The organism is Salipiger sp. (genome assembly GCF_048261495.1).
GTDB lineage: Bacteria > Pseudomonadota > Alphaproteobacteria > Rhodobacterales > Rhodobacteraceae > Salipiger.
This window is the reverse complement of sequence record NZ_JBLXFX010000002.1, coordinates 1-20,249: the sequence shown is the minus strand read 5'-3', so window position 1 is coordinate 20,249 and position 20,249 is coordinate 1. Positions and strand designations below refer to the sequence as shown.

The following is a 20,249-nucleotide window of genomic DNA, read 5'->3' as shown; positions in this document are numbered from 1 at the left end:
AAAAGGGCCCCCGGATCGCTCCGGGGGCCCGTGTCTTGCGGATCAGGCGAGCGACTCGTCGATGCCCTTGCAGGCGTCGACCAGGCCCTTGACGGCCTTGACGGAGACGTCGAACATTTCCTGCTCTTCCTTGTTGAGCTTGATGTTCACGATCTTCTCGATGCCGCCGGCACCGATTACGGTCGGAACACCGACATACATGCCGTTCAGGCCGAATTCGCCGTCGCACCATGCGGCGCAGGGCAGAACGCGCTTCTGGTCCTTGAGATAGGATTCCGCCATCTCGATGGCCGAGGTCGCGGGGGCGTAGAAGGCGGAGCCGGTCTTGAGCAGGCCGACGATCTCGGCGCCGCCGTCACGGGTGCGCTGCACGATCGCGTCGAGCTTGTCCTGCGTGGTCCAGCCCATGTCGACCAGGTCGGGCAGGGGGATACCGGCAACGGTGGAATAGCGCACGGAGGGCACCATGGTGTCGCCGTGGCCGCCCAGAACGAAGGCGGTGACATCCTTCATGGAGACGTTGAACTCGGTCGCGAGGAAATGGCGGAAGCGCGCGGAGTCGAGCACACCGGCCATGCCGCAGACCTTGTTCGCGGGCAGGCCCGAGAACTGCTGCAGCGCCCAGACCATCGCGTCGAGCGGGTTGGTGATGCAGATGACAAAGGCGTCGGGAGCGTTGTCGCGGATGCCTTCGCCGACCGACTTCATCACCTTGAGGTTGATGCCGAGAAGGTCGTCACGGCTCATGCCCGGCTTGCGCGGAACACCGGCGGTCACGATGCAGACGTCGGCGCCCGCGATGTCGGCGTAATCGTTGGTGCCCTTGAGCGTGGCGTCGAAGCCTTCGGAGGGGCCGGATTCGGCGATGTCGAGCGCCTTGCCCTGGGGCGTGCCCTCGGCGATGTCGAACATGATGACATCACCCAGTTCCTTGAGGGCCGCGAGGTGCGCAAGCGTGCCGCCGATCTGTCCCGCGCCGATGAGGGCGATCTTGGGTCTGGCCATGGATCTATCTCCGCTCCATTTGTGAAATCCGCCGTCTGGGTAAGGGTTTAGAAGACGACGCGCAAGGGTGCTGCGTGGCAGCATTGTTCCGCCGAAGGGATGGCAAGGCAACGGTGATGGCGCTAAAGACAAGGAAATCGAGAGGTTAGGCGGTTGATTGAGCTCTTTTCCTGGCAGGTCTTTTGCGTGGCCGTCCCGGCAGTGATCTTTGCCGGTGTCTCGAAGGCGGGCTTCGGATCCGGGGCTGCCTTTGCCTCGGCGACGATTCTCCTGCTGGTGATCGAACCGGGGCAGGCGCTGGGGGTGATGTTGCCGCTGCTGATGCTGGTCGATACCTCGAGCCTGCCCGCCTATTGGCGCAAGTGGTCCTGGCCGGATGCGGCGCTGCTTCTGGCGGGGGCGGTGCCCGGCACCTTGCTGGGCGCGCTGTTCTATGCCCGCAGCGATCCCGACATGATCCGCCTCCTGATCGGCGTGATTTCGGTCGGGTTCGTGGCCTGGCAGGGGTGGCAGACCTATGGCCGCCGGGGCAGGGCGGTGCGGCGGTTCGGGGTGGTCGCGGGCTGGGTGTCGGGAGGGGTTCTGGGCTTCACCAGTTTCGTCAGTCACGCCGGCGGACCGGCGGCGGCGATCTTCCTTCTGGGGCGCGGCCTGGACAAGACGCGCTACCAGGCGACGACGGTGCTGGTGTTCTGGGCGGTGAACATCATCAAGGCGGCGTTCTACGCGGCCATGGGTATCTTCACGGTGGAAAGCCTGCTTTTCGACATCGCGCTGGCCCCCTTTGCCTTGCTGGGCACATGGCTTGGCATCCGCGCGCACGGGGTTGTGCCCGAGCGCGTCTTCTTCGGACTGACCTATATGCTGCTGGTCGTCACCGGCGGCAAGCTGATCTGGGACGGGCTGAGCTGAGCGCCCCCTGTCGTCAGCGAGGGTCCGGGCGGAAACAGGTTTCGGGCGCCTGGCCTTTCGGGCCGGTGGTCCGTGCGCCGCAGGAGATACAGCGCCAGGTGCTCTGTTCGCCCGCGCGGGATTCGCGCCAGCGGCACAGGCGGGTTTTCCGGTTGGTGAAGATCAGCAACAGGACGAAGGCGATGACGAGACCGACGACAAGGATCATCGCCGGCCCCGGTGAACGGCATGTGTCATGCGGCTACCCTGCCGCGATCCGCGGCGCATGGCCAGCAGGTCACGCGGCGCGCGCAAAGGCCCCGGCATCCAGTGGCTCGTAAGCGGTCTTTTCGGGAAGGGGGGCCGCCTCGGCCTCGGGTGCGTAATAGGCGAACGCCTGATCGAGCGCGGCGAGGGCATCACGGGCGGCGGCGGTTCGGGTGGAGAGATCTTGCATCGGTCGGGACCTTGTCTTCTGTCTGTCGGTTCCTCCCTCGCGGTGTAGATAACAGTCGCGGGCGCGGGGGGAACCACCGATGCTGCAAGTGCGAAATGCGCGGAGCGCAAGGTTCCCCAAAGGAAACCGCCGCCCTCCCCGGGGGGAGGGCGGCGGCAGAACAGGCGCGATATGGGATGGTCGATCAGACCACGCGGTTCAGCATCATGTGCTTGATCTCGGCGATCGCCTTGGCCGGGTTCAGACCCTTGGGGCAGGTCTTGGCGCAGTTCATGATGGTGTGGCAGCGGTAGAGCTTGAAAGGATCCTCGAGATCGTCCAGCCGCTCGCCCGTGGCTTCGTCGCGGCTGTCGATGATCCAGCGGTAGGCATGCAGCAGCGCGGCCGGGCCGAGATAACGGTCGGAGTTCCACCAGTAGCTCGGGCAGGCGGTGGAGCAGGAGGCGCACATCACGCATTCATAGAGACCGTCGAGCTTCTTGCGATCCTCGATGGACTGGCGCCACTCCTTCTCGGGACGGTTGGTCTTGGTCTCCAGCCAGGGCATGATGCTGGCGTGCTGGGCATAGAAATGCGTGAGGTCGGGGATCAGGTCCTTGACCACCGGCATGTGCGGCAGCGGGTAGATGCGGACATCGCCCTTGACCTCGTCCAGCCCGTAAATGCAGGCGAGGGTGTTGATCCCGTCGATGTTCATCGCGCAGGAGCCGCAGATGCCTTCACGGCAGGAGCGGCGGAAGGTCAGGGTCGGGTCGACCTCGTTCTTGATCTTGATGAGCGCGTCCAGGATCATCGGGCCGCACTTGTCCATGTCGAGGTAATAGGTATCGACGCGCGGGTTCTCGCCGTCTTCCGGGCTCCAGCGGTAGATCTTGAAGGCCCGCACGTTGGTCGCGCCCTCCGGCTTGGGCCAGGTCTTGCCCGTGCGGACCTTGGAGTTCTTGGGTAGCGTGAATTGAACCATCTCTCTCTCCTATCGGATGAGCGCCGGCAGCCCCTCGGCTGCCAGGCAGGTCAGGGTCTCGGGTTTCGAGACGATGTCGGACACGACTTCGACCGTGCTCTGGGTCGGGCCGGTGACGCTGTCCGCGGCCAGCGCGAAGATCTGCGTGGACGAGGCATTGTCGATGATGCAGTCGATGGCCGGCTGGACCGGCACACCGGGGAAGCGGTCGACGACCACCTTGGAAATCGTGGAGCGCGCCGCGTCGCGGGCGATCTGGTCCTGCGTGGCCGGGGTACAGGCGGCGAGGATCAGGGGAAGGACGATCAGGGCGAAAAGACGTTTCATGCGAGAACCTTGCTCAGTGCGGTGACAATGCCCCAACGGCGGAAGCATTCCCGTGTTCCGTCCCTGAACAGCACATCGGTGACAATGTCGTCAGCGATGCCGGTCCGGCCCTGCACGTTGTCCGCCGCCAGCGCGTTGATCTGCGAGCGGTCGGCGTTGTCGAGGATGCAGCGCACCGCCTTGGTCGTCGGCACGCCGCGGATGCGCTCGGCCACCACCGGGGTGATGGCCGCTTCGGCCGTCTCGCGCGCGAGCCCGTCCCGCGCCTGCGCGGAGCAGGCGGCGAGCAAGGGCACGAGGGCGAGCGCGGCGCGATGCATCAGAACGTCCGGGCCTTGGGCGCGATCTTGGCGAGGCTGATGCCGCCCTCGGCCTCCGTCGTCAGCGGATCGAGAACCACCGGGCGGTTGCTGAGCGCCACCGACGTGCCGTCGACACGGGCGATGGTGTGCACGCGCCAGTTGTCGTCGTCGCGGGTCGGGTAATCCTCGTGCGCATGGGCGCCACGGGATTCCTTGCGCGCCTCGGCGCCGACGATGGTGGCCAGCGCGTTGGGCATGAGGTTGGTCAGCTCCAGCGTCTCCATCAGGTCGGAGTTCCAGACCAGGGTCCGGTCGGTGACCTTGATGTCGCTCATCTTGCCGGCGATGGCGGTCATCTTCTCGACACCCTCCTTGAGGGTCTTGTCGGTGCGGAAGACCGCCGCGTCGGCCTGCATCGTGCGCTGCATCTCGAGCCGCAGTTCCGCGGTCGGCGTGCCGCCGTCGGCATGGCGCAGCCCGTCGAAGCGGTCGAAGGCCTTGTCGACGGAGGGCTGGTTGAGCGTGTGCTTGGCCGCGTCCTTGTCGACGACCTTGCCGGCGCGGATCGCGGCGGCGCGGCCGAAGACCACGAGGTCGATCAGCGAGTTGGAGCCGAGGCGGTTCGCCCCGTGCACCGAGGCACAGCCTGCCTCGCCCACGGCCATGAGGCCGGGAACCACCGCATTGGGGTTGTCGGCGGTCGGGTTCAGCACTTCGCCCCAGTAGTTGGTGGGGATGCCGCCCATGTTGTAGTGTACCGTCGGCAGGACCGGGATCGGTTCCTTGGTGACATCGACGCCGGCAAAGATCTTGGCGGATTCCGAGATGCCGGGCAGGCGCTCGGCCAGCGCTTCGGCGGGCAGGTGCGACAGGTTGAGGTGGATGTGGTCGCCATGTTCGCCCACGCCGCGGCCTTCGCGGATCTCCATCGTCATCGAGCGCGAGACGTAGTCGCGCGGCGCGAGATCCTTGTAGGTCGGCGCGTAGCGTTCCATGAAGCGCTCGCCCTCGGAGTTGGTGAGGTAGCCGCCTTCGCCCCGCGCGCCCTCGGTGATGAGGCAGCCGGAGCCGTAGATGCCGGTGGGGTGGAACTGCACGAATTCCATGTCCTGCAGGGCAAGACCCGCGCGGGCCACCATGCCGCCGCCGTCGCCGGTGCAGGTGTGCGCCGAGGTCGCGGAGAAATAGGCGCGCCCGTAGCCGCCGGTGGCCAGCACGACCATCTTGGCGTTGAAGACATGCATGGTGCCGTCGTCGAGCTTCCAGCAGACGACGCCCTGGCACACGCCGTCTTCCGACATGACGAGGTCGATTGCGAAGTATTCGACGTAAAATTCCGCGTTGTTCTTCAGCGACTGGCCGTAGAGCGTGTGCAGGATGGCGTGGCCGGTGCGGTCGGCCGCGGCGCAGGTGCGCTGCACGGGCGGGCCTTCGCCGAATTCGGTGGTGTGGCCGCCGAAGGGACGCTGGTAGATCTTGCCCTCTTCGGTGCGCGAGAAGGGCACGCCGTAGTGTTCGAGTTCGTAGACCGCGGCGGGGGCGGAGCGGGCGAGGTATTCCATCGCATCGGTGTCGCCCAGCCAGTCCGACCCCTTGACGGTGTCGTACATGTGCCACTGCCAGTTGTCGGGGCCCATGTTGGAGAGCGACGCGGCGATGCCGCCCTGCGCGGCGACGGTGTGCGAGCGGGTCGGGAAGACCTTGGTCACGCAGGCGGTGCGCAGGCCCTGTTCGGCCATGCCGAGGGTCGCGCGGAGGCCGGCGCCCCCGGCCCCTACGACCACGACGTCATAGTCATGCGTCTCGTATTCGTATGCAGCCATTTTTCAGGTCTTTCTGTCTCAGAGAGCGATCTTGGCGATGGCGAAGAGGCCGGCGGCGGTCAGCGCGTAGCTGACGCCCACGAATGCCATGATCAGCAGCTTGCGGGTGGAGCCCCGGGTGTAATCCTCGATCATGCTGCGGGCACCCTTGTGGAAGTGCTGCAGGCCGACGAACAGGGTCAGCCCGGCGAGGATGGCGGGAAAGGGCCGCTGGAAGGTGGCGAGCGCGGACTCGTAGCCGGAGCCGAGGGCGCGGCCGAAGATGAAGAGGAAGGTGGGGACGAGGAATGCCAGCGCGACGGCGCTGACCATCATGTACCAGTGGTGTTCGGACCCGGAATGGGCGGACCCCTTGCCCACGGCGCGCTTGCGGTCGGTCAGGTAACGCATGTTGCCCCCTCAGATCCAGAAGATGATGACGGTGAGGACGGTCAGCACGACCGATCCGTAGACGCAGGCCCAGCCGAGCTTTTCCGCCGTCGGAATGTCGAGGCAATGGCCGCTGTCCCAGATCAGGTGCCGGATCCCGGCAAGGTAGTGATACCAGACCGCCCAGAGCGAGCCGAACATCACCAGATTGCCGACCCAGGAGGTGATCCACCATTCGGCGGTCTCGAAATATTCGGGACCCGCGGCGAGGGCGAGGAACCACCAGACCATCAGCACGATGCCGACGATCAGGGCGTTTCCGGTGATACGTGTCAGGATGGAGCTCATCGAGGTGAGCTGCGGGCGGTAATACGGCCCGATCATGAAGGGGGAGAGCGGGCGCTCGATCCGCTTGGCTTCGGCCATGGCTAGTCCTTTCGGTTCCCTTGTGTCCGGGTATTAGCGGGTTTTGGGCGCACCTGTCACGCGGGTGGTGACGCCTCGGACAGGTTTTTTCGCCCCATTTCACAAAAATGGGCGAATTATGTGATCACACCAGAAAAAGTGTGATCACAATTGTGGCGCTAACAGTTTTCCGGGCGCTTTCTTGGGGTTGGCGGAAATGCGGCAGCGCGGCGTGACGGGCAGGAACGACTCAGTCGGTGAAGCCGAGTTTGCGCAGGGCCAGCCTGCTGCGCTGCCTGAGGCCGGGATTGCCGGACCAGAGATCGCCGTGGATCGTCGCGACGAGCCGGCTGAGCCGGCGTTCGGCGATCAGCGCGCTGAACACGTCCGGCATGTTGCGATCGGGAATATCCAGAACCTCCGCGGTTCCGGTCGGCAGGTCAATTGCAGTCATCACAGCCCCCACTGTCGCCTGAAACGAATCTCCACCCGCCGGTCATGGTAACTGATCCATGACCGGCGCGCGAAAGTTTCGTGACCTGCCCGGTCAGAGCGGCATCAGGGCCCAGTAATCGAGATCGAGAAGCACCTCGGGCAGGTACTTGCCATCGTCGCCCTTGAGGGCGAAGGGGGCGCCGCCCTTGGTGGCGACCAGCCGCAGGCGGATGGCACCGACCCCCGGTGCCGCGGTTTCGGCCTTGTCGAGCACCTCGGACCAGGCCTTGACCGTATCGCCGGAAAAACAGGGGTTTGCATGGGCACCGGCGTTCAGCCCGACGATTATCTGGGCATTGGCGAGGCCGTTGAAGGACAGCGTCCGCGCCATGGAAATGATGTGTCCGCCGTAGATCAGACGCTGGCCGCCCGTGCGGAAGGTGGCGTCGAAATGCACCTTGGCGGTATTCTGCCAAAGGCGGGTGGCGATCATGTGCTCCGCCTCTTCGATGGTCACGCCGTCGACATGGTCGATGGTCTCGCCGATCTCGTAATCGCCCCAGCGATGCGGCTCCCCGGCGAGGGTGAAATCGTAGCCGCTGAAATCCAGCCCTTGCGGCACGGTGAGATCCTCGACCGCGAGCGCCGGCTTCAGCGACGGCACGACCGTCTCGGGGGCCGGGGCATCAAGGTCGTTCTTGCGCACCATGACCCAGCGGACATAGTCCATCACGGTCTCGCCGCGTTGGTTGGTGCCCTTGGTGCGGACGTAGACCACCCCCGATTTGCCGTTGGAATTCTGCTTTAGACCGATCACCTCAGAGGACGACCGCAGCGTGTCGCCGGCGTAGACCGGCAACAGCCAGCGCCCCTCGGCGTATCCGAGGTTGGCCACGGCGTTCAGCGACACATCCGGCACGGTCTTGCCGAAGACCACGTGAAAGGCCGCGAGATCGTCGATGGGCGAGGCGGGGAGGCCGCTTGCCCGGGCGAATTCGTCCGAGGAATAGAGCGCGTGGCGGGCCGGGTAGAGCGCGTGGTAGAGTGCCCGCTCTCCGCCCGAAATCGTCCGCGGCACGGCGTGGTCGATCACCTGGCCGATGCTGTAATCTTCGAAGAAACGTCCCGGGTTGGTCTTGGCCATGTTACTGCTCTCCCAGCTTGATGTCGGGGGTGTAGGTGCCGGGCACCTCCTTCACGACGGCCTGGCCGCAGCGCATCACGCCGTTGGCCGCGTCGAAGGCATAGGTCGGCTGGCCGTGCAGCTCCCAGCCCTTGTTGAGCGCGGCGGTGACCTTGTGACAGAAGGCCGAGGTGTCGTCCTCGGAAAGAAAGCGGTAGAGTTTCATGTGCATTATCCGAAGGTTGGGTAGCCGAGCCAGGTGTGGATCGTGCCGATCACGAGCAGCAGGACGAGGCTTGCCGCGCCGAAGGTCAGATCCTTGCGGATCACCCCCTTCGCGGGCGGCGTCCAGGCGGGCTCGCTCCGGTTGATCACCACCATCTCGACCACGGCCCAGAGGCCGAGGCCGCCGAAGAGGACGAAGGACGGCACGTCGCCGTTCACGAGAAGATGCGCGAGCGTCCAGAGCAGGAAACCCGTCAGCATGGGGTGCCGCATGCGGTAGAAGATCGCGCCTTTCGACGGACCGGGCGAGGTGAAATAGAGCGCGGCGAGCATCATCAGGTTGTTGATGCCGACCGTTGCCGGATGGCGCCCCCAGAAAAAGGCGCCGTCGGCCGCGCGGTAGCCGAAGATCATGAGCAGGACCGAGACCGCCAGGAGACCGGCAATGAGGCCCTTGCCCCGATCGCCCAGAGCCGCGCGCCGTGCAGGCGCGAGGCGCTTGAACAGATGCGCGCCCCACCAGAGCGCTACGCCGAGAATCAGCAGAAACATGGGAATCTCCTTCGGGCCGGTTCCCGCTCAGGGTGCGATCAATCGGAGAGGGCCGCAATGGCCTCCGCCTTGGCAAGCAGTCCCTGCGCCGTCGCGACGTGCAGATTCTCGACAATCTTGCCATCGACGACCGCAACGCCCGCCCCCGCCTTTTCGGCGGCTTCGAAGGCCTCTATCTGGCGGCGGGCAAGGTCGATTTCCGCCTCCGTCGGGGCAAAGGCGGAATTGGCGACGTCGACCTGCGCGGGGTGGATCAGGGTCTTGCCGTCAAAACCCATGTCGCGCCCCTGGTCGCATTCGGCCTTGAGCCCCGCGTCATCCTTGAAGGCGTTGTAGACACCGTCGACGATGATGCAGCCGGTCGCCTTCGCGGCGAGCAGGCAGAGCCCGAGCGAGGTCAGCATCGGCAGGCGGTCGGAGCGGAAACGCGAGTTCAGTTCCTTGGCGAGGTCGTTGGTCCCCATGACCATGCCGACGAGCTGCGGGTGGGCGCCGATTTCCATTGCCGCCATCATGCCGCGCGGCGTTTCCATCATGGCCCACAAGGGTTTGTCGGTCAGGGCCGCCAGCGCGTCGAGCTGCGCCGCGCTTTCCACCTTGGGCAGCAGGATCGCATCGCAATCCATCTCGTTCGCCGCCTTCGCGTCCTCCGCACCCCAGGGTGTGTCGAGCCCGTTGATGCGCACGATCCGCGCACGCTTGCCGTATCCGCCCTCGGCCAGTGCCGCCGCGAGCGTGCTGCGGGCTGCCTCCTTTTCGGAGGGCGTGACCGCATCTTCGAGGTCGAAGATGATGGCGTCCACCGGCAAGGTCCGCGCCTTGTCGAGCGCGCGGTCCTTCGATCCAGGAATATAGAGCACCGAGCGGTAGGGGCGCAGCGTCAGGTCCATGTGACTCTCCCGAAGAAATATTGTTGCGCAACTTATGCCCCGGGTGTTGCGAAACGTGCAAGGGCTGCGATGCCGCAGCGCAGAGAAAAGCGCGGACGTTTCTGCTCCGTTCGCTCGGTTAACCATTCTTTGGCGTTTCGGGCGCAGGCTTCCGGATCATGGAGCGCGACCCTTGAGAGAGGTCGCCAGGAGCGAAGCAGGTGCCGAGGGGATAGTGGCGCGAGGGCAGGCGGCAAAGCCGCAGAAGGCCGGAGCGCGAGATGCCGAAAGGGCAAAGCGATGAAACGGACGATTGCACTGAGCATGATGCTTGCGGCGCTGGGCGGCGCCGCGACCGCACAGAACAATGCCTGCGCCCCCCGCGATCAGGTGGTCGAGCGGCTGGCGAGCAAATACGGCGAAACCCGCCAGTCCATGGGGCTCGGCAGCAACAACGCCGTGATGGAGGTGTTTGCCTCCGACGAGACCGGCAGCTGGACCATCACCGTGACCATGACCAACGGCATGACCTGCCTCGTGGCGAGCGGTCAGGCATTCGAGGAACTGGTCGAGGTTCTCGCCGTTCCCGACAGCGACGCCTGAGGCTGGCGCCCCCTTCGCCGAACACGGCGGAGGGACGGCGCGCGAAGAAAGGGCAGGGTGCGGATCCTGGCGGGGATCTTGCCTTCCTCGGTCGCTCGGGTTTCAGTCGCTCCGGAAGGAGTATCCACCGTGACCCAAGCCCCCAAGGATGCCGACGCGCGCCGCGCCATTCCCCCGGTCATCGCCTATCCGACCGATACGCTGCCCGGTGCTGATATGCCGCTCTATCGGTCCGCGCTGTCCGGTGCGGTCCTGACCGACAGCATCACGGTTCCCCCACGGGATGCCCGCTGTTTCGAAGTTCCGGCCGGTTGCTTTTTCAGGATCGTCAGCGTCGAGGGACCGCAGGTCGGGGATCTCGACCTGTGGAATGCCGCCGATCTTTCGGAGCGGTTCTATTCCGGGAAGACCCGTGCGCTGCATGGAACGCATGTGACGACGGGAAATCGGCTCTGGTCCGCCTTTCCGTTCCTGCGGCCCATGGCGACGATCGTCGAGGACAGCCTCGACTGGTACGGGCGCGATTCGCACGGAGGCGCGGTGCATGATGTCATCGGGACCCGGTGTGATCCCTATACCGGCGCGCTCCTGACCGGCGCCCGATATCATCACTGCTGTCATTCCAATCTGACCCGAGCGCTTTCGGCCGCTCGGAACATGCCGCTCGCCGAGGCTGAAGCTCATGTTCACGACGTGCTGAACGTTTTCATGTGTACCGGGTTCACCAAGGACACCGGGCAGTATTTCATGAAGGCCAGTCCGGTGCGCCCCGGCGATTCGCTGACATTCCTTGCGGAGATTCCGCTTCTGGGCGCACTCAGCGCCTGTCCGGGAGGGGATTGTTCGTCGGAACACAGTTCGGACGAAGCGCAATGCCATCCGCTGCGCATCGACATTCTGAAACCGCGAGACGGGGATATGGTCGGATGGCAGTCTCCGGCGCCGAGTGGCTATGACCGGAGTCACGGCACCTGACGGCGCCGCGACTTTTCAGGCAAAGGCTGCGGATAGGGCGATTTCCACCATGTCGCCGAAAGAACTTTCCCGATCGGATGCCGGAAGTGCCTCTCCGGTCAGGAGGTGGTCGGAGACGGTGAGCACCGCAAGCGCCCGCGCACCGTGGCGTGCCGCGAGATTGTAGAGTTCCGCCGCTTCCATTTCCACGCCGAGAATGCCGTGGCGGACCATGATCTCGTTCAGGTCCGGCCTTTCGTCGTAGAACACGTCCGAGGAATAGATGCCCCCGACGTGATGCCGCGCCTTCATCCGTTCTGCCGCATCGGCGGCCGCCCGGAGCAGATCGTAACTGGCGCAGGGGGCGAAATTGAGCTCCCGGAAAATGCCGCGTGACGGCGTGGACAGGGTGGACGCCGTCATCGCGAGGATGACGTCGCGCACGGCCACGTGTTTCTGCATCGCCCCGCAGGAACCGATGCGGATCAGCGTCCTAGCGCCGTATTCCGACATCAGTTCGTTCGCATAGATCGACAGGCTCGGCATGCCCATTCCGGAGCCGTGGATGGTGACCCGATGGCCTTTCCACGTTCCGGTAAACCCGAGCATGCCGCGCACCCTGTTGACGCAGACGGCATCGTCCAGAAAAGTCCTTGCCGCCCATTCCGCCCGAAGCGGATCTCCGGGCAAAAGGACCGTCTCGGCGATTTCACCGGGATTGGCGCCGATGTGAACCGTCATCAGAGACGCAGGTCGTCCAGCGTCTTTCCGGCATCCAGCGCTTCGATCACCCAATTGGGTTTGCGGCCGCGGCCGGTCCAGGTCATCGAGGTGTCGGCGGGATTGGCGTATTTCGGGGCGCCTTTGGATCCCTTGGTGCCGCCGGCATCAATGATCTCGTCCAGGGAAAAGCCGAACTCCTTTGCCGCCTGCTCAGCCGCGCGTTTCGCTTCGGCCTTGCGGCGGGTATCTATGGTCTTCAGTGCCTTTTCGACATCCGACTTGAGTTGTTTCAGTTCGTCTTTCGACAAGGCGTCCAGTGCAATTTCCATTTATCTCTCCTGATATTCCGGAATCTTTCTTTTCCAACAATATCATGATTGCAAGTCCGCAGAATGTGTCACCGCGACAATTTGCACAAAACAGCCGGTATCCGCCCATCCCGAGGGATGAGCGGAGGTATTTGCGTTCTATCTTGACCTGAATTGGTGCTATTCAGCGGCAACTGCCGCAGGGTCAACAAGGTGCACGATGTCTTTCATGATCGCGTTCAGTTCGAAATCCTTTGGCGTATACACTTTGGAGACGCCCATCGCTTTCAACCGTTTCATGTCGTCTTCGGGAATGATGCCGCCGACGATGACCGGCACATGGCCGAGCCCTTCGGCGCGCATGCGCTCCATCATTTCCTCGACGAGGGGAATGTGACTGCCTGACAGGATCGAGAGTCCGACCACATGCGCGCCGTTGCGCGCCGCTTCGACGATCTGTTCGGGTGTCAGGCGGATTCCTTCGTAATCGATCTCCATGCCGCAATCCCGCGCCCGGAAGGCGATCTGCTCGGCGCCGTTGGAATGCCCGTCCAGACCGGGCTTGCCGACCAGAAAGCGCAGGCGCTTGCCCAGCCGGTCGGATACCGCATCGACCGAGGCGCGGATATCCTCGAGCCCCTCCGTCTTGTTGCTCATGGCGCGGGACACGCCGGTGGGGCCGCGGTATTCGCCGTGGACGGCGCGCATTTCGGTCGCCCATTCCCCGGTCGTGACCCCGGCCCTGGCGCAGGCGATCGAGGCGGGCATGACGTTGCGCCCCTCCTTGGCCGCCGCCCGCAGATCGGCCAGCGCGGCCTTCACGGCGGCGTCGTCGCGGCTCGCGCGCCATTCGTCGAGGCGCGCGACCTGTTCCTTTTCCACTTCGGGATTGACCACCATGATCCCGCCATCCTCGCCGACGAGGGGCGAGGGTTCGCCCTCGGTCCAGCGGTTCACGCCGACCACGATGGTCTCATTGCGCTCGATCCGGTTGAGGCGTTCGGCATTGGCATCGACCAGCCGGCCCTTCATGTATTCGATCGACCCGATGGCGCCGCCCATGCTGCCGATGTTGGCAAGCTCGGCGCGGGCGCCGTCCTTCAGCGCCTCGACCTTGGCATCCACGGCGGGGTTCCCGTCGAACAGGTCGCCGTATTCGAGAAGGTCCGTCTCGTAGGCCAGGATCTGCTGCATCCGCATCGACCATTGCTGATCCCACGGGCGCGGCAGGCCGAGCGCCTCGTTCCACGCGGGAAGCTGCACCGCGCGGGCGCGGGCCTTTTTGGACAGCGTGACGGCGAGCATTTCGATCAGGATGCGGTAGACGTTGTTTTCCGGCTGCTGTTCGGTCAGCCCGAGCGAATTCACCTGCACTCCGTAGCGGAAGCGGCGGAATTTCGGATCCTCGATGCCGTAGCGGTCGGCGAGGATCTCGTCCCAGAGGTCGACGAAGGCGCGCATCTTGCACATCTCGGTGACAAAGCGGATGCCCGCGTTGACGAAGAACGAGATGCGTCCGCAGAGCGCCGGGAAATCCTCCGGCGCGACGCGCGGCTTCAGTTCGTCCAGAACCGCGATCCCGGTGGCAAGCGCAAAGGCCAGCTCCTGCTCCGGCGTCGCTCCGGCCTCCTGCAGGTGATAGGAGCAGACGTTCATCGGGTTCCACTTGGGAACATGGGTATAGCAGTACTCAGCGACGTCACCGATCATCTTGAGCGACGGTTTCGGCGGGCAGATATAGGTGCCGCGCGACAGGTATTCCTTGATGAGGTCGTTCTGAACCGTGCCCTGCAGCTTGCTGACATCCGCGCCCTGTTCCTCGGCCACCGCGATGTAGAGCGACAGCAGCCAGGGTGCCGTGGCGTTGATCGTCATCGAGGTGTTCATCTGGTCCAGCGGGATCTGATCGAACAGGGTACGCATGTCCCCGAGATGGCAGACCGGCACCCCCACCTTGCCGACCTCTCCGCGCGCAAGGATGTGATCGCTGTCGTAGCCGGTCTGCGTGGGCAGGTCGAAGGCCACGGAGAGGCCGGTCTGCCCCCGCGCGAGGTTCGACCTGTAGAGTTCGTTCGAGGCCTTGGCCGTGGAATGGCCCGCATAGGTGCGGATCAGCCAGGGTTTGTCTTTCTTCACTTCGGTCATGTCATCCTCCGGGGGCGGAATCGATTCGGGTGGGCAATCTTGTTGCGTTCGGGGTGGGGTACGTGAAATTTTATGTCTCGTCAATTCGCCGCGCTGCGGCGCGGCACGGCCGGGCAGGTCCCCTTGCAATCAGCGTACACCGATTTGGATTTTTCTGCGTGTGCAAAAGATATGCTGCAGTCGCTGGGTCATAAAATTACAAAATAGACTAAGGTTCTGTTGCAATGTTGCGCGATGGGCGGTATCTCGATGATCCAACGGTCCGCGATTCTGCGCTGCGGCGCGACCGGAGACGTGCTAAAATGGCTGAACGGCAGACATAAGGAAGGTGGCCCCGATGGCTCTGGACATTCATACCGAGATCGCGCCCTACGACGCGCCGGAGAAAGACCTCTACGAGATCGGCGAGATGCCGCCCCTCGGATACGTTCCCAAGAAGATGTACTCGTGGGCGATCCGCCGCGAGCGTCACGGCGATCCCGATACCAGCTTCCAGCAGGAAGTGGTCGACACCTGGAAGATCGACAGCCAGGAGGTTCTCGTCCTCGTCATGGCGGCGGGCGTGAACTACAACGGCGTCTGGGCCGGCAAGGGCGTTCCGATTTCGCCCTTCGACGTTCACGGGCAGGACTACCACATCGCGGGCTCCGATGCCTCGGGCATCGTCTGGGCCGTCGGCGACAAGGTGAAGAACTGGAAGGTCGGCGACGAGGTCGTGATCCACTGCAATCAGGATGACGGCGACGACGAGGAATGCAACGGCGGCGATCCGATGTTCTCGCCCAGCCAGCGGATCTGGGGGTACGAGACCGGCGACGGCTCCTTCGCCCAGTTCACCCGCGTGCAGGCGCAGCAGCTCATGCCGCGTCCCAAGCACCTCACCTGGGAAGAGGCGGCCTGCTACACGCTGACCCTCGCCACGGCCTACCGGATGCTGTTCGGCCATCACCCGCACGAACTGAAGCCGGGCCAGAACGTCCTGGTCTGGGGCGCGTCGGGCGGCCTCGGCTCCTACGCGATCCAGCTTGCCAACACGGCCGGGGCCAATGCCATCGGCGTGATCTCGGACGAGAGCAAGCGGCAGTTCGTGATGGACCAGGGCGCCAAGGGCGTCATCAACCGCAAGGAGTTCAACTGCTGGGGCCAGCTTCCGACGGTGAACACGCCGGAATACAACGAGTGGCTCAAGGAAGCGCGCAAGTTCGGCAAGGCGATCTGGGACATCACCGGCAAGGGCGTGAGCGTCGACATGGTCTTCGAACACCCCGGCGAGGCGACCTTCCCGGTCTCGACGCTGGTGGTCAAGAAGGGCGGCATCGTGGTCATCTGTGCCGGCACCTCCGGGTTCAACTGCACCTTCGACGTGCGCTACATGTGGATGCACCAGAAGCGTCTGCAGGGCTCCCACTTTGCCAACCTCAAGCAGGCCGCCTCGGCCAACCGGCTGATGGTGAACCGCCGTCTCGACCCCTGCATGTCCGAAGTGTTCGAGTGGTCGCAGATCCCCGACGCCCACATGAAGATGCTGCGCAACGAGCACAAGCCCGGCAACATGTCGGTGCTGGTCCAGGCGCCGCGCACGGGGCTGCGGACCTTCGAGGACGCGCTGGCCGCCGGCAAGTAACATTTCGATCCCGAACCGGGCCTGAAACGGTCCGGCGGACGCCCGCGAATCGCCCCTGCGACTCGCGGGCGTTTTCGCATCCGTCGGGCCGTCCGAGAGGAAACAATGACTTCCCCGAGCGGCCCCTCACCGTTTCTGGGGAGTTGAAATCGGTGAATATCAAGGGCGAGGCGGCTCATGCTATAGTTGTGTTAATGCTTTGTTAACCACTTGAGGCGGAGGCTCCCCATGCAACACGACTGGATCATCGACGTCCTGACCGACCTGACGACCTACGCGCGTTCCAACCAGCTCGAGGCGCTTGCCGAACAGCTGGCGGATGCGGAACTGGTGGCGCAGATCGAGATCGCGTCGTCCGCCAAGGGAAGCAGCATTGGGCTATTCAGGGGACATGCCCGCGACAGACGGGCTTCTGGAGCGGCTTGAGAAGGCCACGGCACTGGAGGATCTTCAGGCCATAAGCGAAGCCGTGCGCGCGCACTACCGGGTCGACCATCATGTCTACCACTGGGTCAGCGCGAACGGAGAGCAATACGGGTGCGGAACCTACGATCCGGAATGGGTCGACCGCTATCTGGAGAAGGGATACCTGCGCATAGATCCGGTTGTGCAGGGATGCTACCAGAGGTTCCACCCGGTCGACTGGAAGCGGCTCGACTGGTCATCCAAGGCGGCGCGGGCGTTTCAGAAGGATGCCATCGCCCACGGGGTCGGAAACCAGGGCTATTCCATCCCGATCCGCGGGCCGAACGGCCAGTTCGCCCTGTTCACCGTCAGCCATTCCTGCGACGACGACACCTGGTCCGCCTTTACCGAGGAGCATCGGCGCGACCTGATCCTGATGGCGCATTACTTCAACCAGAAGGCGCTCGAGCTCGAACCGGGGCGCACGCCCGAAGCGGCGCAGTCCCTGTCCCCGCGCGAGGTTGAGGCGATGACCCTTCTCGCGGTCGGCTATTCCCGCGCCCAGGTGGCCGAAACGCTGGCGATCTCGGAACATACGCTGCGGGTCTATGTCGAGAGCGCGCGCTTCAAGCTCGGGGCGCTCAACACAACCCACGCCGTCGCCCGCGCCCTTTCGAGAGGGCTGATCGTGGTCTGAAGCGGCCCCGGCGCAAGGGTTTGTTAACCCCACCGTACGCCGGGGCAGGTTTCCGGTAATCGCGGCGCGCGGTGGTGTCGGAGCCTCTTAAGCCTGGTTGCGCAAACTTTCTCCCATCGGACTGAAGGGAGAGACACCATGATCCGCTACATCTACGCCGACCAACTCGACGCCTATCCCCTGCTCAAGCGCACCATGTTCCTGGACCGCGCGGACCAGTTCAAGACACGCCTCGGCTGGGAGGTGACGGTCGACGAGACCGGCGAGGAGCGCGACGAATACGACGCGATGAACCCGCTCTACGTGATCTGGGAACGCGCCGACGGCACCCATGGCGGCTCGATGCGGCTGCTGCCGACGGTCGGGCGCTGCATGGTCAACGACCATTTCCTCGACCTGACCGGCGGCGTGCGCATCGAAAGCCCGCTGATCTGGGAATGCACCCGCTTCTGCCTGTCGCGCGACACCGAAGCGGGCGCCGCCGCCGCGCTGATGCTGGCGGGGGGCGAAGTCATGCAGAACTTCGGCGTGGCGCATTACGTCGGCGTGTTCGATGCCCGCATGGTGCGGATCTACCGCCGCATCGGGTCCTGCCCCGAAGTCATCGGCGCGCAGGGCGAAGGGCGCGAAAGGATCAGCGTCGGACTCTGGGAGTTCACCCCCGAGGCGCAGGCCCGCGTGTCCGAAAGCGCCGGAATCACCGCCGAGCAGTCGGCGGCCTGGTTCGACGCCAGCTTCGGCGGGGCCGAGGCCAAGGTATCCGTCGCCGCCTGACGCTCCGCTCCCCCCCCCGGCCGGTCCTGCCGGCCGGACCCGAGCCCCGGGTCTTTTGCGGGCGATGCTCTCTGGTGCGCGGCGCGGCGCTTGGGTAGGGTCCGCCGCATGAATGTGCCCTCCATCACCTTTTCCCCCGACCAGGCCGAAGCCTGGGACCGCGCCGCCTCCATGCTGCGCGAGGCCGGTGTCGATCCGGACGAGGGCCTGTGCCTGCCCGCCAAGGACGGGCCGTCCCGCGTCATGGGCCTGATGGGCAAGGCGGGATCGGGCAAGACGCTGCTCCTGGCCGAACTCTACAAGGCGATGGAAGCCGCCGGGGTCGAGATCGTCTCGGGCGACTTCGAAAGCCGCCGCAAGCGCGAGAAGCGCACGCTCGCGGTGCTGGCCCCGACGAACAAGGCGGCCTCGGTGCTGCGTATGCGCGGCGTTCCGGCCACGACGATCCACCGCATCCTCTATACCCCGGTCTACGATCCCGAATACGAGCGCATCGCCGAATGGCTGATGGGCAACGACGAGAAGCCCGAGACCGAGGCGCTGACCCCCGAGGCGCTGGACCGCGCCTTCGCGGCCTACGAGGTTCACAAGTCGGTGCCGGCCGCGCTGGCCTCGGCCGGGTTGCGCGGATCGGACTTCATCACCGGATGGAAACGCCGCGAAGAGCCGCTGGACATCGGTTTCGTGGACGAATCCTCGATGCTGGACGACCGGCAGTTCGAGGATCTGAAAGAGATCTTTCCGACCCTTCTGCTGTTCGGCGACCCGGCGCAGCTTGCCCCGGTGAACCAGTCCGGGCGCATGGTGTTCGACGCGATGAAGGACAGCCAGCGGCTCGAGCTTCACCGCATCCACCGTCAGGAGGCGGACAATCCCATCCTCGACCTCGCCCATGCTCTGGCCGATCCCGCGCTGGAGTTCCAGGATTTCGAGCGCATGGTCGAGGACAAGGCGCGCACCGACGACCGGGTGGTCTGGGGGCAACGGGTCGAAGTCGACCTGATGGCGCGCTCTCCGGTGCTGGTCTGGCGCAATGCGACGCGCATCCGGCTCATCAATGCCTTTCGCGCGGTGCACGGCGCCCCGGAGACCGAGCTGCTCGAGGGAGAGCCGCTGATCTGCGACGGCATCGAACTGCCGGTCAAGCACCGCAAGAAGCGGCTGGATCTCGAAGCGCGCGGGCTCATCAAGGGCGCGCAGGTGATCTACCTCGGACCGGGGCGCAAGCCCGGCTTTTCCCGCCTGCACGTGATGGGCGCGCTCGAGCCGCAGGTGTCCGCGGCCTCGATCGTGAAGATCGAGAAGCCGGACGAGGAAGAGCCCTTCATCCCCTTCGCGGCGCGCATGGGGGCGGCGTTCTTGCACGGGGCGGCGGTCACCATCCACAAGGCGCAGGGGTCGCAATGGGAGAACGTGCAGGTCTTTGCGCCCGACCTTTTCGTCGCGGCGCGCATGGGGCGGATCGAGGCGGGACAGCAGTTGTGGAAACGGCTGGCCTACGTGGCGATCACCCGCGCCTCTGACCGGCTGTACTGGATCGTGCGCAACCGGCTGTCGAAACCGACGGGCCCCCTGCGCGTGGACGACCTGGGAGGAAAACCCGCGCCGCTGGCGCTCGACATGACCGATCTGGAGACGGAATGACCGACGACTTTCCCCATGACCCTCCTAGTGCCTTTTCCGACCATCTCGGCTACCGCCTGACCGGATGGAGCGAGAATTACGGACGCTACGAACTGGATCTCAAGGCCTTTCACGCGAACCGTCAGGGGCTTCCGCACGGCGGCATCCATGCCACCCTGCTGGACAGCGCCATGGGCATCTGCGGTTGCTGGACCGGCAGCGAGGCAGTGCGGCAGATGACGCTGACCCTGTCGCTCGACGTGCAGTACCTGGGGCGTCCGGCCGGGACGCGCCTGATCGCGGAGGCGCGCAAGACCGGGGGAGGCAGGAGCATCTTCTTTGCCGAAGGCGATGTTCACGACGACACCGGCCTGCTGATCGCCAAGGGCACTGGCGTGTTCCGCTACCGCAGCCGCCCGGCGGAATAACGGCGCGGGTTCGCCCCCGCGCCGGGCGTCATCAGCCCCCGATCGAGGCGCGGATGGCGCGGATGTTTTCGCCGTAGACCTCGGGCGTGTCCACCGATCCACCCCTGAACACCGCCGATCCGGCGACGAGGACGTCCGCGCCGGCCTTGACGACGAGCGGGGCGGTGTCTGGGTCGACGCCGCCGTCGATCTCGATATGGACGGGGCGGTCGCCGATC

26 protein-coding genes and 1 pseudogene are annotated in these 20,249 nt (G+C 65.0%); 9 read left to right on the top strand and 18 right to left on the bottom strand.

Features of this window, described 5'->3' with window-relative positions:
- Positions 1-42: 42 nt before the first annotated feature.
- The gene (gene mdh, locus ACN0RJ_RS03480; RefSeq protein ID WP_417719252.1) at positions 43-1,005 is read right to left on the bottom strand and encodes a malate dehydrogenase; all 963 of its coding nucleotides are present in this window, start codon (positions 1,003-1,005) and stop codon (positions 43-45) included.
- 156 nt (positions 1,006-1,161) lie between these two features.
- Here mdh and ACN0RJ_RS03475 point away from each other — a divergent pair, with 156 nt between their 5' ends.
- Positions 1,162-1,917 (top strand): sulfite exporter TauE/SafE family protein, encoded by a 756-nt coding sequence (locus ACN0RJ_RS03475; RefSeq protein ID WP_417723755.1) that lies wholly within the window; start codon positions 1,162-1,164, stop codon positions 1,915-1,917.
- A gap of 13 nt (positions 1,918-1,930) precedes the next feature.
- Here the strand turns inward: ACN0RJ_RS03475 and ACN0RJ_RS03470 are convergent, their stop codons facing one another.
- From ACN0RJ_RS03470 to ACN0RJ_RS03410, 13 genes are all read right to left on the bottom strand, one after another.
- Entirely contained in the window at positions 1,931-2,125 is a 195-nt protein-coding gene (locus tag ACN0RJ_RS03470) for a hypothetical protein (protein WP_417719251.1), read from the bottom strand.
- A 69-nt stretch (positions 2,126-2,194) separates the two neighbouring features.
- Complete coding sequence (locus tag ACN0RJ_RS03465) at positions 2,195-2,353, bottom strand: hypothetical protein (protein ID WP_417719250.1); 159 nt, start codon at positions 2,351-2,353, stop codon at positions 2,195-2,197.
- 184 nt (positions 2,354-2,537) lie between these two features.
- Positions 2,538-3,317 carry a succinate dehydrogenase iron-sulfur subunit gene (locus ACN0RJ_RS03460; RefSeq protein ID WP_417719249.1) on the bottom strand — a complete coding sequence of 260 codons (780 nt, stop codon included), beginning with the start codon at positions 3,315-3,317 and terminating at the stop codon, positions 2,538-2,540.
- Between the two features lie 9 nt (positions 3,318-3,326).
- A complete protein-coding gene (locus tag ACN0RJ_RS03455; RefSeq protein ID WP_417723415.1) occupies positions 3,327-3,644 on the bottom strand; it encodes a hypothetical protein in 318 nt (105 codons plus the stop codon).
- Positions 3,641-3,964, bottom strand: coding sequence for a hypothetical protein (locus ACN0RJ_RS03450; protein WP_417723414.1), 324 nt, complete (start codon positions 3,962-3,964; stop codon positions 3,641-3,643). The genes ACN0RJ_RS03455 and ACN0RJ_RS03450 overlap by 4 nt, the downstream gene beginning before the upstream one ends.
- Positions 3,964-5,769: a succinate dehydrogenase flavoprotein subunit gene (sdhA, locus tag ACN0RJ_RS03445; RefSeq protein ID WP_417723413.1), complete on the bottom strand. Its 1,806-nt coding sequence runs from the start codon at positions 5,767-5,769 to the stop codon at positions 3,964-3,966. Before sdhA ends, ACN0RJ_RS03450 begins: the two co-directional genes overlap by 1 nt.
- An 18-nt stretch (positions 5,770-5,787) precedes the next feature.
- Positions 5,788-6,159: a succinate dehydrogenase, hydrophobic membrane anchor protein gene (gene sdhD, locus ACN0RJ_RS03440; RefSeq protein ID WP_417719245.1), complete on the bottom strand. Its 372-nt coding sequence runs from the start codon at positions 6,157-6,159 to the stop codon at positions 5,788-5,790.
- A gap of 9 nt (positions 6,160-6,168) precedes the next feature.
- On the bottom strand, positions 6,169-6,564 hold the full coding sequence (gene sdhC, locus ACN0RJ_RS03435; RefSeq protein ID WP_417719244.1) for a succinate dehydrogenase, cytochrome b556 subunit: 396 nt from the start codon (positions 6,562-6,564) through the stop codon (positions 6,169-6,171).
- A 229-nt stretch (positions 6,565-6,793) separates the two neighbouring features.
- Positions 6,794-6,997, bottom strand: coding sequence for a hypothetical protein (locus ACN0RJ_RS03430; RefSeq protein WP_417719243.1), 204 nt, complete (start codon positions 6,995-6,997; stop codon positions 6,794-6,796).
- Between the two features lie 93 nt (positions 6,998-7,090).
- Complete coding sequence (locus tag ACN0RJ_RS03425) at positions 7,091-8,122, bottom strand: MaoC family dehydratase (protein WP_417723412.1); 1,032 nt, start codon at positions 8,120-8,122, stop codon at positions 7,091-7,093.
- 1 nt (position 8,123) lies between these two features.
- Positions 8,124-8,327, bottom strand: a complete 204-nt coding sequence (locus ACN0RJ_RS03420; protein WP_417719241.1) for a DUF1737 domain-containing protein — start codon at positions 8,325-8,327, stop codon at positions 8,124-8,126.
- Positions 8,328-8,332: 5 nt separating this feature from the next.
- A complete protein-coding gene (locus ACN0RJ_RS03415) occupies positions 8,333-8,878 on the bottom strand; it encodes an NnrU family protein (protein ID WP_417719240.1) in 546 nt (181 codons plus the stop codon).
- Positions 8,879-8,916: 38 nt separating this feature from the next.
- Positions 8,917-9,768 carry an HpcH/HpaI aldolase/citrate lyase family protein gene (locus ACN0RJ_RS03410; RefSeq protein ID WP_417723411.1) on the bottom strand — a complete coding sequence of 284 codons (852 nt, stop codon included), beginning with the start codon at positions 9,766-9,768 and terminating at the stop codon, positions 8,917-8,919.
- A gap of 279 nt (positions 9,769-10,047) precedes the next feature.
- On the opposite strand from ACN0RJ_RS03410, the gene ACN0RJ_RS03405 reads away from it, so the two are divergent.
- Both ACN0RJ_RS03405 and ACN0RJ_RS03400 read left to right on the top strand, forming a co-directional pair.
- Positions 10,048-10,350, top strand: coding sequence for a hypothetical protein (locus ACN0RJ_RS03405; protein ID WP_417719238.1), 303 nt, complete (start codon positions 10,048-10,050; stop codon positions 10,348-10,350).
- Between the two features lie 129 nt (positions 10,351-10,479).
- The gene (locus ACN0RJ_RS03400; RefSeq protein WP_417723754.1) at positions 10,480-11,325 is read left to right on the top strand and encodes an urea carboxylase-associated family protein; all 846 of its coding nucleotides are present in this window, start codon (positions 10,480-10,482) and stop codon (positions 11,323-11,325) included.
- 15 nt (positions 11,326-11,340) lie between these two features.
- On the opposite strand, the gene deoD is transcribed toward ACN0RJ_RS03400, so the two are convergent.
- The 3 genes from deoD to ACN0RJ_RS03385 form a co-directional block, all read right to left on the bottom strand.
- A complete protein-coding gene (gene deoD, locus ACN0RJ_RS03395) occupies positions 11,341-12,045 on the bottom strand; it encodes a purine-nucleoside phosphorylase (protein WP_417719554.1) in 705 nt (234 codons plus the stop codon).
- Positions 12,045-12,356: an H-NS family nucleoid-associated regulatory protein gene (locus tag ACN0RJ_RS03390; RefSeq protein WP_417719237.1), complete on the bottom strand. Its 312-nt coding sequence runs from the start codon at positions 12,354-12,356 to the stop codon at positions 12,045-12,047. The genes deoD and ACN0RJ_RS03390 overlap by 1 nt, the downstream gene beginning before the upstream one ends.
- 159 nt (positions 12,357-12,515) lie before the next feature.
- A complete protein-coding gene (locus ACN0RJ_RS03385) occupies positions 12,516-14,480 on the bottom strand; it encodes a methylmalonyl-CoA mutase family protein (RefSeq protein WP_417723410.1) in 1,965 nt (654 codons plus the stop codon).
- Positions 14,481-14,817: 337 nt separating this feature from the next.
- On the opposite strand from ACN0RJ_RS03385, the gene ccrA reads away from it, so the two are divergent.
- The 6 genes from ccrA to ACN0RJ_RS03355 all read left to right on the top strand — a co-directional run bounded on the left by ccrA (position 14,818) and on the right by ACN0RJ_RS03355 (position 20,031).
- Positions 14,818-16,104, top strand: coding sequence for a crotonyl-CoA carboxylase/reductase (ccrA, locus tag ACN0RJ_RS03380; RefSeq protein WP_417719235.1), 1,287 nt, complete (start codon positions 14,818-14,820; stop codon positions 16,102-16,104).
- A 228-nt stretch (positions 16,105-16,332) separates the two neighbouring features.
- Complete coding sequence (locus tag ACN0RJ_RS03375) at positions 16,333-16,530, top strand: hypothetical protein (protein ID WP_417719234.1); 198 nt, start codon at positions 16,333-16,335, stop codon at positions 16,528-16,530.
- Positions 16,496-17,206, top strand: a complete 711-nt coding sequence (locus tag ACN0RJ_RS03370) for a helix-turn-helix transcriptional regulator (protein WP_417719233.1) — start codon at positions 16,496-16,498, stop codon at positions 17,204-17,206. The genes ACN0RJ_RS03375 and ACN0RJ_RS03370 overlap by 35 nt, the downstream gene beginning before the upstream one ends.
- A gap of 138 nt (positions 17,207-17,344) precedes the next feature.
- Entirely contained in the window at positions 17,345-17,980 is a 636-nt protein-coding gene (locus tag ACN0RJ_RS03365) for an acyl-homoserine-lactone synthase (RefSeq protein ID WP_417719232.1), read from the top strand.
- 108 nt (positions 17,981-18,088) lie between these two features.
- Positions 18,089-19,624, top strand: coding sequence for an ATP-dependent DNA helicase (locus tag ACN0RJ_RS03360; RefSeq protein ID WP_417719231.1), 1,536 nt, complete (start codon positions 18,089-18,091; stop codon positions 19,622-19,624).
- Positions 19,621-20,031, top strand: a complete 411-nt coding sequence (locus tag ACN0RJ_RS03355) for a PaaI family thioesterase (protein WP_417719230.1) — start codon at positions 19,621-19,623, stop codon at positions 20,029-20,031. The genes ACN0RJ_RS03360 and ACN0RJ_RS03355 overlap by 4 nt, the downstream gene beginning before the upstream one ends.
- Before the next feature lie 31 nt (positions 20,032-20,062).
- Here ACN0RJ_RS03355 and ACN0RJ_RS03350 read toward each other — a convergent pair.
- Positions 20,063-20,249, bottom strand: a pseudogene (locus tag ACN0RJ_RS03350) (ribulose-phosphate 3-epimerase); the annotation flags it as partial.

What these genes read in the sequence shown, in the direction of transcription:
- mdh (WP_417719252.1), bottom strand. Translation starts at nt 1,005, where the DNA reads ATGGCCAGACCCAAGATCGCCCTCATCGGCGCGGGACAGATCGGCGGC.
- ACN0RJ_RS03470 (WP_417719251.1), bottom strand. Translation starts at nt 2,125, where the DNA reads ATGATCCTTGTCGTCGGTCTCGTCATCGCCTTCGTCCTGTTGCTGATC.
- ACN0RJ_RS03465 (WP_417719250.1), bottom strand. Translation starts at nt 2,353, where the DNA reads ATGCAAGATCTCTCCACCCGAACCGCCGCCGCCCGTGATGCCCTCGCC.
- ACN0RJ_RS03460 (WP_417719249.1), bottom strand. Translation starts at nt 3,317, where the DNA reads ATGGTTCAATTCACGCTACCCAAGAACTCCAAGGTCCGCACGGGCAAG.
- ACN0RJ_RS03455 (WP_417723415.1), bottom strand. Translation starts at nt 3,644, where the DNA reads ATGAAACGTCTTTTCGCCCTGATCGTCCTTCCCCTGATCCTCGCCGCC.
- ACN0RJ_RS03450 (WP_417723414.1), bottom strand. Translation starts at nt 3,964, where the DNA reads ATGCATCGCGCCGCGCTCGCCCTCGTGCCCTTGCTCGCCGCCTGCTCC.
- sdhA (WP_417723413.1), bottom strand. Translation starts at nt 5,769, where the DNA reads ATGGCTGCATACGAATACGAGACGCATGACTATGACGTCGTGGTCGTA.
- sdhD (WP_417719245.1), bottom strand. Translation starts at nt 6,159, where the DNA reads ATGCGTTACCTGACCGACCGCAAGCGCGCCGTGGGCAAGGGGTCCGCC.
- sdhC (WP_417719244.1), bottom strand. Translation starts at nt 6,564, where the DNA reads ATGGCCGAAGCCAAGCGGATCGAGCGCCCGCTCTCCCCCTTCATGATC.
- ACN0RJ_RS03430 (WP_417719243.1), bottom strand. Translation starts at nt 6,997, where the DNA reads ATGACTGCAATTGACCTGCCGACCGGAACCGCGGAGGTTCTGGATATT.
- ACN0RJ_RS03425 (WP_417723412.1), bottom strand. Translation starts at nt 8,122, where the DNA reads ATGGCCAAGACCAACCCGGGACGTTTCTTCGAAGATTACAGCATCGGC.
- ACN0RJ_RS03420 (WP_417719241.1), bottom strand. Translation starts at nt 8,327, where the DNA reads ATGAAACTCTACCGCTTTCTTTCCGAGGACGACACCTCGGCCTTCTGT.
- ACN0RJ_RS03415 (WP_417719240.1), bottom strand. Translation starts at nt 8,878, where the DNA reads ATGTTTCTGCTGATTCTCGGCGTAGCGCTCTGGTGGGGCGCGCATCTG.
- ACN0RJ_RS03410 (WP_417723411.1), bottom strand. Translation starts at nt 9,768, where the DNA reads ATGGACCTGACGCTGCGCCCCTACCGCTCGGTGCTCTATATTCCTGGA.
- ACN0RJ_RS03405 (WP_417719238.1), top strand. Translation starts at nt 10,048, where the DNA reads ATGAAACGGACGATTGCACTGAGCATGATGCTTGCGGCGCTGGGCGGC.
- deoD (WP_417719554.1), bottom strand. Translation starts at nt 12,045, where the DNA reads ATGACGGTTCACATCGGCGCCAATCCCGGTGAAATCGCCGAGACGGTC.
- ACN0RJ_RS03390 (WP_417719237.1), bottom strand. Translation starts at nt 12,356, where the DNA reads ATGGAAATTGCACTGGACGCCTTGTCGAAAGACGAACTGAAACAACTC.
- ACN0RJ_RS03385 (WP_417723410.1), bottom strand. Translation starts at nt 14,480, where the DNA reads ATGACCGAAGTGAAGAAAGACAAACCCTGGCTGATCCGCACCTATGCG.
- ccrA (WP_417719235.1), top strand. Translation starts at nt 14,818, where the DNA reads ATGGCTCTGGACATTCATACCGAGATCGCGCCCTACGACGCGCCGGAG.
- ACN0RJ_RS03375 (WP_417719234.1), top strand. Translation starts at nt 16,333, where the DNA reads ATGCAACACGACTGGATCATCGACGTCCTGACCGACCTGACGACCTAC.
- ACN0RJ_RS03370 (WP_417719233.1), top strand. Translation starts at nt 16,496, where the DNA reads ATGCCCGCGACAGACGGGCTTCTGGAGCGGCTTGAGAAGGCCACGGCA.
- ACN0RJ_RS03365 (WP_417719232.1), top strand. Translation starts at nt 17,345, where the DNA reads ATGATCCGCTACATCTACGCCGACCAACTCGACGCCTATCCCCTGCTC.
- ACN0RJ_RS03360 (WP_417719231.1), top strand. Translation starts at nt 18,089, where the DNA reads ATGAATGTGCCCTCCATCACCTTTTCCCCCGACCAGGCCGAAGCCTGG.
- ACN0RJ_RS03355 (WP_417719230.1), top strand. Translation starts at nt 19,621, where the DNA reads ATGACCGACGACTTTCCCCATGACCCTCCTAGTGCCTTTTCCGACCAT.